Source organism: Leptolyngbya boryana PCC 6306, from assembly GCF_000353285.1.
GTDB lineage: Bacteria > Cyanobacteriota > Cyanobacteriia > Leptolyngbyales > Leptolyngbyaceae > Leptolyngbya > Leptolyngbya boryana.
Window position 1 is genome coordinate 6,135,383 of sequence record NZ_KB731324.1, and the last position, 12,433, is coordinate 6,147,815.

Here is a 12,433-nt window from a genome sequence, read left to right on the forward strand (position 1 = left end):
AAATTCAACGGCTAACAGGGGTTAGATCCGTAGAGGCGAAATCGCAGAGGTTTGTCGCGATTTCAGGAATTCACAAAAGTTTCATCAATGAAGATGAGACTTTTGTCTGAGGGTTACGTCAAGGATGGAAGAGTATTTTAGATGAGCATTTTCGCGATCGCTGCTTCAGGTTTAATAGCGCAAGATTCCTCTGCTTTATTCAGGTTTCTCTTTCAAACATTCCCGAAATCATGAGACTCAATCAGCGAATTGATTGCTTTGTAAATAGGCTCCGTGAATTCTTGATTCGATCAATTTTGCATCGGCACTTGAGCCGTAAACCGTTCTATCCAATTCTGTTTGTCGCCGCGATCGCCGCAATTCTTTTCAATTTCATTGCACCTGAATCTTTGCCTTCCGTGGCTCAAATGACCGTGCGAATTCAACTTCCGCTCTCGACACGGGGATCTGAGATTGTAGATGCGGCAGGGCAACCTGTGTTGCTGCGAGGGGTGAACTGGTTTGGACTGGAGACAGAGACGAATTCGCCGCATGGGCTTTGGGCGCGTGACTATAAAGAAATGTTGGGGCAGATCAAGGGGTTGGGATACAACGTGATTCGATTGCCGTATTCGGTGCAAGGATTGCGGGCGGCTGAGGTAAGCGGGATCAATTTTGCGATCGGGAGCAATCAGGAATTACAGGGGAAAAAGCCGATCGAGGTAATGGATGCAGTGATCCAAGAGGCAGGACAGCAAGGATTGATGGTGTTACTGGATAGCCATCGCTTAAATAATCAGCGCATTCCTGAGCTTTGGTATGGCGATGGATTTACAGAAGAGGATTGGATTTCCACTTGGACAATGCTGGCAGAGCGATATAAGAATCAGCCGCATGTGATTGGGGCTGATTTGAAAAATGAACCGCATGGCAAAGCAAGTTGGGGTACTGGAGATCGAGCAACAGATTGGCGATTGGCGGCAGAACGGGCTGGAAATGCCATTTTGAAAGTAAATCGCAATTGGCTGATTGTGGTCGAAGGGGTTGAGAACAATGTGCCAGGGCAGAGACTGAAGCACTGGATGGGCGGCAATCTTGAAGGGGTGAAGCGATTCCCGGTTCGTTTAGCCGTGCAGAATCGCGTGGTTTACTCGCCGCATGAATATGGTGCAGGGGTCTTTCAGCAGCCTTGGTTTTCTGCGATCGATTTTCCGCGGAATCTGACCACCCGATGGGAGCAAGGATTTTTTTATATTGTCCGACAAAAGATTGCGCCGATCTTTGTTGGAGAGTTCGGCGGTCGGCAAGTTGACGAAAAATCTAAAGAAGGGATTTGGCAGCGCCGATTTGTGGATTATTTGAAGCGCAACCAATTAGGATTCGCGTATTGGAGTTGGAATCCGAATAGCCAGGATACAGGTGGGATTTTGCAGGATGATTGGGTCGCGATCGATCAACCGAAACAACAGTTACTCAATCAATTGCTCCCCGTTCAACCGATGCAGACCCAAGCTCGTTAACAGCACACTGTTTGAATATCAGTTGGTTTCACGTCAATGGGTCTCACGCTCATGGATTTAACGTTAGTGGGGCGGGGACATTCCTCGCCAACACTTTACTTAAAGTTCTTCACCGGGTTCTAGAATGCGCTGAAAGAGATAGCCTGTTCCACGAGCCGTCAAGATCAGTTCTGGATTGCTCGGATCGTCTTCCAGTTTGGCGCGCAGGCGGGAGATATGTACGTCTACAACGCGGGTATCGACATGGCGCTCAGGCGTATAGCCCCAAACTTCTTGGAGAATTTCCGATCGCGAAAATGGCTCGCCGGATCGGCTGACTAAGAGTTCGAGCAGGCTGAATTCCATGCCCGTTAAGCGAATCCGTTCGTCCCCTTTGTAAACTTGGCGTTTGTTGGTATCGATACGAATGCTGTTAATGTGGATGACGCCAGAACTGGGAATTCCGGTTACGCCCGTTTTGTCTACCCGACGCAGAACCGAACGAATGCGAGCTTCGAGTTCTTTAGGCGAGAATGGCTTGACGACATAATCATCTGCACCCAATTCGAGTCCGGTAATACGATCGGCAACATCACCCAGAGCAGTGAGCATGATGATCGGGACATCGGATTCTTTACGGAGTTCTTGGCAGACACCGTAGCCATCCAGCTTTGGCATCATGACGTCGAGAACGACGAGATCGGGATCAGCGTTGCGGAATGTATCAAGGGCTTCTTCCCCATCAGCAGCCGTCACGACATCGTAACCAATCATTGAGAGCCGAGTTTCTAGAATACGACGAATGCTTGCTTCATCGTCTACAACCAGAATTTTTTCTTTATGACTTTCCACGATTTGTAATACTCCTTAAGTCAAATCCGTAGTCGTTAATTTTTCCAACTTTTATTATGGAGATAGTAGCTCACTTTTTAATTTTCAGGGCATCAAATCCTGATTATGTCTGAGCTTCAAGCTTTCTTAAGCTTTGCTAATGTCTACACGCAATTTATCATTAATTTTTACGAATGCCTAAAGTACGATCGACGTTTGTTTGCAATGAATGTGGGGCTGAATTTTCTCAACATTTTGGGCGCTGTCCGAGCTGTTCCACATGGAATTCGTTAGAGGAACAGGTCTCGCGCCCAACGACTCCCCCTGCGGCGGCTCAGATGACCCGGTTACGAGGCGCAACGAAAGGGCGTATGCAATCCGACTCTCCCGCCCGCGCGATCGCGTCGTTGAAATTGAATGAGATTTCGGATACGGCGCAGGATCGATTAGGGTCAGGATATGTGGAACTCGATCGCGTTTTAGGAGGCGGAATCGTACCAGGATCGCTGGTGTTGATTGGGGGCGATCCAGGAATCGGGAAATCGACGCTGTTGCTGCAGACAGCGAATCGATTAGCGACGAAATATCGGACGCTATATGTCTGTGCGGAAGAATCCGGGCGACAAGTGAAACTGCGAGCGCAACGGCTTGGCGTTGGCAAGCAGGGAGAAGCAACTGAACTGCTAGAGCCTTCTGAGGAGCAAGGCAGTCTGCATTTATTGCCAGAGATTGATTTAGATACGATTCTGGCAGAGTTGGAATCGCTGAAGCCAAGAGTGGCGATCATCGATAGTATTCAGGCGTTGTACTACAGTGCGTTGACTTCGGCTCCGGGATCAGTTTCGCAGGTGCGTGAGTGTACTTCGGTGCTGATGCAGGTTGCAAAACGGCAGAATATTACGCTGTTTATCGTCGGGCATGTAACCAAAGAAGGCGCGATCGCGGGTCCAAAAGTCTTAGAACACTTGGTTGATACTGTTTTGTATTTTGAAGGCGATCGCTTTGCAAGTCATCGATTATTGCGATCGGTGAAGAATCGATTCGGAGCAACTCATGAAATCGGCGTATTTGAAATGGTCGATCAAGGGCTGCAAGAAGTTCTGAATCCGTCGGAATTGTTCTTAGGCAGTCGAGAAGAAGCGGCAACCGGAACAGCTACAATCGTCGCGTGTGAAGGAACTCGTCCGATTGTGGTGGAATTGCAGGCTTTGGTGAGTGCGACGAGTTATAGTTCACCTCGTCGATCGACGACAGGGATTGAATACAATCGATTGCTGCAAATTCTGGCAGTTCTAGAGAAACGGGTTGGCATTCCGTTATCGAAGTTGGATGCCTATGTTGCGTCGTCGGGTGGGTTGAATGTTGGGGAACCTGCGGCGGATTTGGGCGTAGCAGTCGCGGTGGCAGCGAGTTTTCGCGATCGTATTGTTGATCCCTACACGGTTTTGATCGGTGAAGTCGGTTTGGGGGGGCAGGTGCGCCCGGTTTCGCAGACGGAATTAAGACTGAAGGAGGCGGCGAAATTGGGATTTAAAAAAGCGATCGTTCCCAAGGGCGCGAGTTATGGAGATGTCGGAATGGAAGTGATCCCAGTGTCACGGGTTTTGGATGCGATCAGTGTCGCGCTGGCGGGAAGTCGGGCGCGACAGCAAGAGGAACATGAAATTGAGCGGGAGGATGTCGTCGAGTAGAGAAGTCATCGGGAGGTGAGATAGAATTCTCGGTAGGTTTTCCTTTCGTTACAGCTTGGATTATGCGTCAACAAGAAGCCCTTGCAGTACTGGCAAACCATCAAACAACGCTGAAGAGTTTTGGCGTGAAGTCTCTCATGCTGTTCGGTTCAGTGGCACGGGATGAAGGGCGAACAGACAGCGATGTGGATCTGCTAGTAGAGTTTGATCGTCCGGTCGGGTTATTCACGTTTGTACGCTTGAAGCGATATCTGGAAGAGATTTTAGAGTGCCCGGTTGATCTGGGCACGCCTGACTCTCTCAAACCTTACTTGCGAGAACCCGTTTTTCGGGAGGCGATCCGTGCCTTCTAGAGATTGGCAAAATAGAGTCAGAGACGTGCTAACTGCGATCGTGGAGATCCGAGAGTTTACAAACGGGATCACGTTTGAACAGTTCCAAGCCGATCGAAAGACGATCAGTGCCGTTTTGTATAACCTTGCCATGATTGGTGAAGCAGTTCGTATCATTCCACCTGACTTAGAAGCTTCACACCCTGAAATTCCCTGGAACGACATGCGCGGAATGCGGAATATCGTGATTCACGAGTACTTTCAAGTGAATTTGTCTATCATCTGGCAAACGATTCAAGAAGACCTTGTTTCATTGGAATTTTCTCTTCGCCAATTACTAGACCCTTGAGGACAAAGCTAAAGGTTGCACATCATTGTAAGGATGCAAGGAGAGAAGTTTTAGTTGCGCCCTTTTATGGATGGGTGATCAGGGCAGTAGCGGACGATTTCGATCGTTTGAGGCAATACGCCGACCATTAGCGCAAACGCTTCGCTCGGTAAGCGGGACACTAATTCGGCTCCAAAATAATTTTCAAATTGATTCAGGATCATTTGCGCGCGCTGAAACGGCAGCGCATTATCTGTAATCTGCTGCGTTAAACGAATCCATTGCCGACGAATTAAATAAGCCTTCTGCCGCTCATCGTGAGCTTTTGGATACACTAATGACAGATCTCCGACTGCCAACACCCCTTTGCAATCTCGATCGAATAAATTTCCGACCGCCGCACCTGGACCTGCAAACTCCGCATGAAACTGCTTATAAATAATTAATCCATTTCGTCTACGGCTATTCACTATCAGCGATTGCCCGTGGCTAAGCTGAGTCAGAACATCAGACACTTTACGTAAAAAACAAGAACTTAAAGTTTGTGCCACTACACTCTAGTGGCTTTTTTCTGATCTGTCATGGGTGATGGACAGTTTCAAGACAGGATCATTGGCATTCTCTATACCCTTATTTTCGCCCCTGGCTTGCAAGCTGAATGCGATCGCTGAGTTGCCGTAAGGTTTGCGCCATGCTGGAGTCTTTCTCTTTTAATTGTCCGATTTTTTCGCAACTGTACATGACCGTCGTATGATCCTTGCCCCCAAACACTTCACCGATTTTTGGCAGACTCAATTCAGTGTGATGACGCATTAAATACATCCCAACTTGTCGAGCAACGCTGATTTCTCGACGGCGAGAGTTGCCTTTGAGATCCTCGATCGACACTCCAAACGCCTCTGAAACCGAGTTCAAAACCGCTTCAGGAGAGGCTTCAACTTTCTCGATCGGTGGATTCAGCATCGGCGCAATATTCTCAACGGTCATCGGCAACCCAGAGATTGAGATATATGCCACCGCTCGAATCAGTGCGCCTTCTAATTCTCGAATATTCGAGGTGTAGCTAGAGGCGATGTACTCGATCACTTCCCGCGGCAGTCGCATGTTCTCGTATTCCGCTTTCTTCTGCAAAATCGCCATCCGAGTTTCGAGATCGGGCGGTTGAATGTCGGCGATTAAGCCCATGGAAAAGCGAGAACAGAGCCGCTCTTGCAGGCGAGGAATCTGATTCGGGGGGCGATCCGAAGCGAGCACAACCTGTTTGCCTGCTTCATGCAACGTATTGAAGGTGTGAAAGAACTCTTCTTGGGTGTATTCCTTGCCTTCGATAAATTGGATGTCATCGACGAGGAGCACATCAGCAGCACGATAGCGATCGCGAAAACTCTGCAAATCGTCTTTACGAATGGCTGTGATCAAATCGTTGGTAAATTTCTCAGTTGAGACGTAGAACACTTTCGCATCCGCAGAAATCTCAAGACGGTAATGCCCAATCGCCTGCATCAAATGAGTTTTGCCCAGTCCGACCCCACCGCAGAGGAATAAAGGATTGAATTCTCGTCCGGGAGATTCGGCAACTGCCAGCGACGCGGCATGTGCCATGCGGTTATTCGGCCCGACAACGAGACGAGAAAAGACGTATTTCGAGTTGAGGTCAGTAGACTTGCTCGCTTGACCCTGAGCAGGTAACTGGTTATTAATCGGCGGAGGTTCCGTCATGAACGGATAAAACAAATCGGCATCCTCCTCGACCACCGCATCCGGATCAGGCACAAACCGAAATTGCACCTCGACCGGACGACCGAGAACATGGTGAACGACTTCGAGAATCGTTTTCATGTAGTACTTCTGAATCCAGTTCTTGGCAAATGGATTCGAGGTTCTCAACGTTAAACAAGTTTCTGTCAGCTCTTCAGGGATCGCCGTTTTCACCCACGCCTCAAACGTTGGGCGGCTGAACTTGAGGGCCAAAACGTCCAGAACTTCAGACCACATTCTATCGATCGAACTGTCTACCGCCATAGTTGCGCTCCGAACCCCAGACCAAAGCATAGAATAATCTACTCTATTGCATTTTGCCTCGAAGCGATCAAGCGAACTTTTTTTCGATCAAAACCGCATTCTGCGGTAATATCGATCGCTTACGTTAGCATGAGAGCGTAAAATCATTTAAGACTTTTATCTGATTTTTAGTCCTTACCTTTTGGCTTTCCGTGGTGAACACTTCCCCTTCCAGAGTTGATCTTTCTAAGCTCTACCCGTTTGAACTCGACGAATTTCAATTGAGCGCGATCGCTGCACTGGATGCCGGAAAATCCGTTGTCGTCTGCGCCCCGACCGGATCAGGAAAGACATTAGTGGGGGAATATGCGATTCATCGCGCACTCGCAGGTGGGAAACGAGTGTTTTACACCACGCCGCTCAAAGCCCTCTCAAACCAAAAGTTACGAGATTTTCGAGAAACGTTTGGAGCCGAAAATGTCGGGTTGCTGACGGGAGATATTTCAATCAATCGAGACGCACCGATCGTGGTGATGACAACTGAGATCTTTCGCAACATGCTGTATGGCACACCGATCGGGGAAGTTGGGACTTCAATGATTGGCGTAGAGGCGGTTGTGCTTGATGAATGTCATTACATGAACGATCGCCAGCGCGGCACAGTTTGGGAAGAGTCGATTATTTACTGTCCGCCTGAGATCCAACTCGTCGCACTCTCGGCAACCGTAGCAAATAGTGATCAATTAACCGATTGGATCTCGCAAGTTCATGGTGAGACGGAGTTAATTTATTCAGATTTTCGTCCGGTTCCGCTGCAATTCTCATTCTGCACTCCGAAGGGGCTGTTTCCACTGTTGGATGAGACGGGCAAGAAAATGAGTCCAAAACTGAAGCCGAAGCGCGCTCAGTACCGTCCAAGAGGGGCAAATCAACGCGGAGCAACTCGCCCAGAACCGCCCAGTTTGGCATTTACGATTAGCCAACTGAGCGCGAAGAATATGCTCCCGGCGATTTATTTCATCTTTAGTCGCCGGGGTTGTGATAAAGCGGTCAATGAACTGGGTGCTTTAACCTTGGTGAATGACGTGGAAACGGCAAGGTTAAAAAAACGGATTGATGATTTTCTCGATCGTAATCCTGAAGCCGGACGGGCAGGACAAGTTGAACCGCTGTATCGCGGCATTGCCGCTCACCATGCTGGAATTCTCCCGGCTTGGAAAGGGTTGGTCGAAGAACTGTTCCAAGAAGGTTTAATTAAAGTCGTATTTGCTACAGAAACACTGGCAGCGGGGATTAACATGCCTGCGAGAACGACGGTGATTTCCAGTCTTTCTAAGCGGACAGATGCAGGGCATCGATTGCTGAATCCTTCCGAGTTTCTGCAAATGTCAGGGCGGGCAGGACGACGCGGCATGGACGATCAAGGCTATGTTGTGACGGTACAAACGCCGTTTGAAGGGGCAAAAGAAGCGGCGTATTTAGCAACGTCTGGAGCCGATCCATTAGTCAGCCAGTTCACACCCAGTTATGGGATGGTGTTGAATTTGTTGCAAACGCATTCGATCGAAGAAGTAAAAGAATTGATCGAACGCAGTTTTGGACAATATTTGTCAACGCTTTATTTACGCCCGCAACAGCAAGAACTCGATCGCTGTAAGCTCGAATTAAAACAACTTGAAACGATCGTTTCTGACATTGATTGGAAGCTTTTGACGCAATACGAAAAGCTACAAGGGCGAATCAAAGAAGAGAAGCGCTTGCTGAAAACGTTGCAGAGTCAAGCAGATGATATGCAAGCAGGGGAACGGGCGATCGCACTTTCTTTTGCTGTTGCCGGAACTGCTTTAACACTGAAAGGAGATGGCTCCACACTAATTCCAGCCGTTTTGGTGATGAAGGCTCCTGGTTCTGGGCAGTTTCCTTACTTTGTCTGTTTGGGGCAGAACAATCGCTGGTATGTGGCAAGCGTCGCAGATGTGGTTGCCCTTCGAGGTGAGATTCCGCGATTGCAGGAAGTCGATGGGTTGACCCCACCTCCGGAGTTGGTATTTAAACCAGGACAGGCGCGTCGAGGAACAGAAGAAAGTGCAGCGATCGCACAAATGATTCCCGACCCCGCCGGATTGCCAGATGATGCGCCGGAAGTTTACGCGCAGAAGCAAAGGTTGAATGCTGTTCAGGCTCAGCTTGAGGCGCATCCAGTGCATCAGTGGGGCGATCGTCCCCAAATTATCAAGCGGCAGAAGCGGATAGAAATGCTGCAAAGTGAGATTGACGATCGACAAGAAAAACTCGATCGTCAATCTCAACGACACTGGGAAGAATTTGTGGCGCTGATCGAGGTACTCAGGAAGTTTGGATGTCTGGATGATTTGACTCCGACAATTCTTGGAGAAGCGACGGCTGCAATTCGCGGAGATAACGAACTGTGGTTAGGATTGGCGCTGATGTCGCATGATTTGGATCATCTTGATCCGCATCACTTGGCGACCGCTTGTGCTGCCTTAGTAACCGAGGTTTCGCGTCCGGATAGTTGGACTCGCTATGACGTGTCGGAACCTGTGCTAGAAGCGTTGAGCGAGTTAAGACGGGTGCGACGGCAACTGTTTCAGGTGCAGCGGCGGTATCAGGTCGTGCTTCCGGTGTGGCTAGAAGATGAAATGGTGGGATTGGTCGAGCAGTGGGCTTTAGGAGTCGATTGGTTGGAGTTGTGTAAGAATACGAGCTTGGATGAGGGAGATGTAGTGAGATTGTTGCGGCGGACGTTGGATTTTCTGTCGCAGATTCCGCATACGCCCCACGTTTCCGATGCTTTGAAGGCGAACGCGGGACGGGCAATTCAATTACTCGATCGCTTCCCGGTCAATGAAAGTGTGGAGTGACATTACTTTTCCTGAAGTGTTTCGAGGGAAGCACTAACCACATCGTCTTGGTTTGCTATGCGGGAGTGAAACTCGAACGATCGCAGACCTAATTCCGGCAGCAGTTCACTTTATTGCGTTGCACTCATCAGATATACAAGCTCCGATCCAAGCGATCGCAATATTCTGTATAGTTTTGTTAGGAGTCTTAGGAGACAAAATTTATGGCAGTAGTCACTTACTTTGCATTAGTTGGCAGCATGATCGCGGTTGCTTATGGCTTATTTCTCGCCTTCCGCTCGATCAAGCTCATCTAGGCAAGATGGGGGAATGGGGAGAGTTAAAACAATTTCTTCTGTTGCCTGTTGCGAAACATCGCACACGATTCTCCCCATCTTCCACTTTTCCAGTTCCTACTCCTCTATCTCCCTAACCTTTTCTTCACCCCACTCAACTTCAACACATCCTCCATCGTCGAGCAATAATTCGCCATCCCAAAGGATGCCGGACTCACTGGATTCAGATGTGTAAAGTGGCGATATTTCATCGAAAACCGATCCCATTCGCCCACCTGAATCCGAAACAGAAAGATGATAATATCCGCCATCCACAAGAGCGGAATATTCATCAAGGGGCGTAATTTCAGGTAATCACACAATTCCTCGATCGCTTGATTTACCGTAATTTTTGCATTGCCTAAAACTAAACTTTGTCCCGGTGCGGGATGATCGACCAAGTATCGCACAACCTGGGCAATATCATGTCCATGTGTAAAGTGAAAACTTCCATCCGCTTTAAACAGCCGAATTAATTTCGCCCATTTCGCGACGCCGGGAATTCCGGCAGTGATGGCTGAATAAGGATATCGATCTCCACCTCCAATCACTAAAGTTGGAAAGAGTTTGGTGATTTTCTTAGAGATCTCTAACTGCTCTAATTGCTCATAGCAAAGATATTTTGACTTCAAATACTCATTGCCCATTTCCTTCGCTTCAGGCAAGAGTTGATTTTGACGATCGAGAATACTCGCAGTCGAAAAATAGAGAATTTGCTCCACCCGATTTGGATCAAGCATGGAAATCAATTGCAGATTCCGCTCCACATTCACGTCATAAACAGCATCTCCACCCCAAGCGGTTGCCGCTAAGATTGCACAATCGATCGTCTGTAACAAATCCCGATGCTGCTCAATCTCCTGCATATCAGATTGAATCACAGTCACATTCGGTCTGAAAGTCACATCGATCTTGAGCTTTCGGGCATCCCGAACTAGCAAAAATAATTCATGCTCAGTCTCTTGGATCAGGGTTTCAACAAGGTAGTGACCAATGCAACCTGTTGCACCTGTCACAAAAATTCGCTTGGTCATTGGGGGAGGTGATGATGGATGAAAGACATGATTACGTGTGAGGAAATCCCTATGAATAAACAGAATAAACGCTTCTGCCTATTTCTGATCCTTTCACCTGTCTTTTCAGTGAATCAGTAGGGTCAGTGTTTTCGCGACGTTTAAAACAGATCCAGCCCCCTAAATCTCCCAAATTTGCAGGACTTTGAACGGTAGAAATTTCTCAAGTCAGAATAATTTCTCTTGCTCAAAGTCCCCAGATTGGGGGACTTAGGGGGCTAAACTCTCGAATCAAAGCGATTAGACAGCGCTCAGGAGTTGATCAACTTGTTTTGCAGTCTCAAAGAAGTAAGCTGCATTTTCCTCAGGCGTATTCGGCAAAATGCCATGACCCAGGTTCAAAATATGTCCTCGGTTGCCTGCTTTGCGAATCGTGTCGAGAATGCGATCGCGGATAAATTCCTTCGAGCCAAACAATACGCCTGGATCAAGGTTTCCTTGCACTTTCACATCTTTGCCCAATCTGGCACGCGCATCTGCCATATCGACTGTCCAATCGATCGTCAAAATGTCCGCGCCTGCTTTCGACATCCGCTCTAACAAACCCGCGCTTCCGGTCACTAACAGAATCAACGGAGTCTCCGGATGAACCTGCTTAATCTTGCGGAAGACTTGTTGCTGATACGGTAATGCAAACGTATCGTAATCTTGGGGGCTAAGCTGACCCGCCCAAGAATCAAACATCTGAATCACTTGCGCGCCGCAATCGATTTGATAACAAGCGTACGTTGCGATCGCATCTGCCAATTTCGACAACAACTGATGCAGAATGGCTGGATCAGAAAACGCCATATTCTTAATCACCGAATAGGTTTTCGACCCTTTTCCTTCCACCGCATATGCTGCCAACGTCCAAGGCGCACCGACGAAACCGAGAACAGTTGCCTCGTTCTTCACTTCTTCGCGCAACGAATTCAAAATCGTTTTAATAAACGGCATCGTCTCTTCAGGAACCAAAGGATGGAGCTTGTCCACCTGAGCCTGAGAGCGAATCGGATCAGCGATAATGGGTCCTTTCCCTTCAGCGATATCCATTTCGATACCTAGCCCCGGTAAAGGAGTCACAATATCTGAAAACAAAATCACTCCATCGGGCTTAAATGCGCGCCACGGTTGCAGCGAGACTTCGATCGCGACTTCTGGAATTTCAGACCGCTCCCGGAATGACGGATAGCGATCGCGCAAATCCCGATATGCCTTCATATAGCGACCAGCCTGTCGCATCATCCAAACTGGCGGACGATCCAACGCCTCGCCTCGTGCTGCCCGTAACAAAAGTGGAAGGTGCGAAGAACCCGTCATGGAGAAGCCTCTTAATAAATCCTTTTGTTTTCTACGTTTCTTAGCCTATCACCGGACGGGATCGCGTTGTGCCGCAAACCCAATCAATGTAACGGTTTTGAAATATTCATGCTGCTAAGTGAAGAGGGTTCTTTACCACGAAATGTCCCTATTAACAGAGGGGATCTCAAGCTTTAGTCAGATTTAACGGGGGTTCAAAAT

Annotated in this window: 11 protein-coding genes; 6 read left to right on the forward strand and 5 right to left on the reverse strand. The window is 48.4% G+C overall.

All coding sequences use genetic code 11. The features are described from left to right. Window positions 1-281: 281 nt before the first annotated feature. Window positions 282-1,499, forward strand: a complete 1,218-nt coding sequence (locus LEPBO_RS0130485; protein WP_197693226.1) for a glycoside hydrolase family 5 protein — start codon at window positions 282-284, stop codon at window positions 1,497-1,499. Window positions 1,500-1,598: 99 nt separating this feature from the next. Here the strand turns inward: LEPBO_RS0130485 and rpaB are convergent, their stop codons facing one another. After that, window positions 1,599-2,330 (reverse strand): response regulator transcription factor RpaB, encoded by a 732-nt coding sequence (gene rpaB, locus LEPBO_RS0130490; protein WP_017291398.1) that lies wholly within the window; start codon window positions 2,328-2,330, stop codon window positions 1,599-1,601. Window positions 2,331-2,503: 173 nt separating this feature from the next. Here rpaB and radA point away from each other — a divergent pair, with 173 nt between their 5' ends. From radA to LEPBO_RS0130505, 3 genes are all read left to right on the forward strand, one after another. After that, window positions 2,504-4,000: a DNA repair protein RadA gene (gene radA, locus LEPBO_RS0130495; RefSeq protein ID WP_017291399.1), complete on the forward strand. Its 1,497-nt coding sequence runs from the start codon at window positions 2,504-2,506 to the stop codon at window positions 3,998-4,000. A 62-nt stretch (window positions 4,001-4,062) separates the two neighbouring features. Continuing rightward, a complete protein-coding gene (locus LEPBO_RS0130500) occupies window positions 4,063-4,353 on the forward strand; it encodes a nucleotidyltransferase family protein (RefSeq protein WP_017291400.1) in 291 nt (96 codons plus the stop codon). Further along, complete coding sequence (locus tag LEPBO_RS0130505; RefSeq protein ID WP_026149034.1) at window positions 4,343-4,681, forward strand: HepT-like ribonuclease domain-containing protein; 339 nt, start codon at window positions 4,343-4,345, stop codon at window positions 4,679-4,681. The genes LEPBO_RS0130500 and LEPBO_RS0130505 overlap by 11 nt, the downstream gene beginning before the upstream one ends. Before the next feature lie 50 nt (window positions 4,682-4,731). On the opposite strand, the gene LEPBO_RS38765 is transcribed toward LEPBO_RS0130505, so the two are convergent. Both LEPBO_RS38765 and dnaA read right to left on the reverse strand, forming a co-directional pair. Next, on the reverse strand, window positions 4,732-5,175 hold the full coding sequence (locus tag LEPBO_RS38765) for a hypothetical protein (protein ID WP_081614815.1): 444 nt from the start codon (window positions 5,173-5,175) through the stop codon (window positions 4,732-4,734). Window positions 5,176-5,290: 115 nt separating this feature from the next. Next, on the reverse strand, window positions 5,291-6,682 hold the full coding sequence (dnaA, locus tag LEPBO_RS0130515; protein WP_026149035.1) for a chromosomal replication initiator protein DnaA: 1,392 nt from the start codon (window positions 6,680-6,682) through the stop codon (window positions 5,291-5,293). Between the two features lie 194 nt (window positions 6,683-6,876). Between dnaA and LEPBO_RS0130520 the strand changes: the two genes are divergently transcribed. Together LEPBO_RS0130520 and petL are read left to right on the forward strand one after the other, a co-directional pair. Then, window positions 6,877-9,543, forward strand: a complete 2,667-nt coding sequence (locus LEPBO_RS0130520; protein WP_026149036.1) for a DEAD/DEAH box helicase — start codon at window positions 6,877-6,879, stop codon at window positions 9,541-9,543. Between the two features lie 203 nt (window positions 9,544-9,746). Next, window positions 9,747-9,839, forward strand: a complete 93-nt coding sequence (gene petL / locus LEPBO_RS41320) for a cytochrome b6-f complex subunit PetL (RefSeq protein ID WP_017291405.1) — start codon at window positions 9,747-9,749, stop codon at window positions 9,837-9,839. Between the two features lie 104 nt (window positions 9,840-9,943). Here petL and LEPBO_RS0130530 read toward each other — a convergent pair whose 3' ends face one another. Together LEPBO_RS0130530 and hemE are read right to left on the reverse strand one after the other, a co-directional pair. Next, entirely contained in the window at window positions 9,944-10,891 is a 948-nt protein-coding gene (locus tag LEPBO_RS0130530) for an NAD-dependent epimerase/dehydratase family protein (RefSeq protein ID WP_017291406.1), read from the reverse strand. Between the two features lie 279 nt (window positions 10,892-11,170). After that, complete coding sequence (hemE, locus tag LEPBO_RS0130535) at window positions 11,171-12,232, reverse strand: uroporphyrinogen decarboxylase (protein WP_017291407.1); 1,062 nt, start codon at window positions 12,230-12,232, stop codon at window positions 11,171-11,173. Window positions 12,233-12,433: the final 201 nt, after the last annotated feature.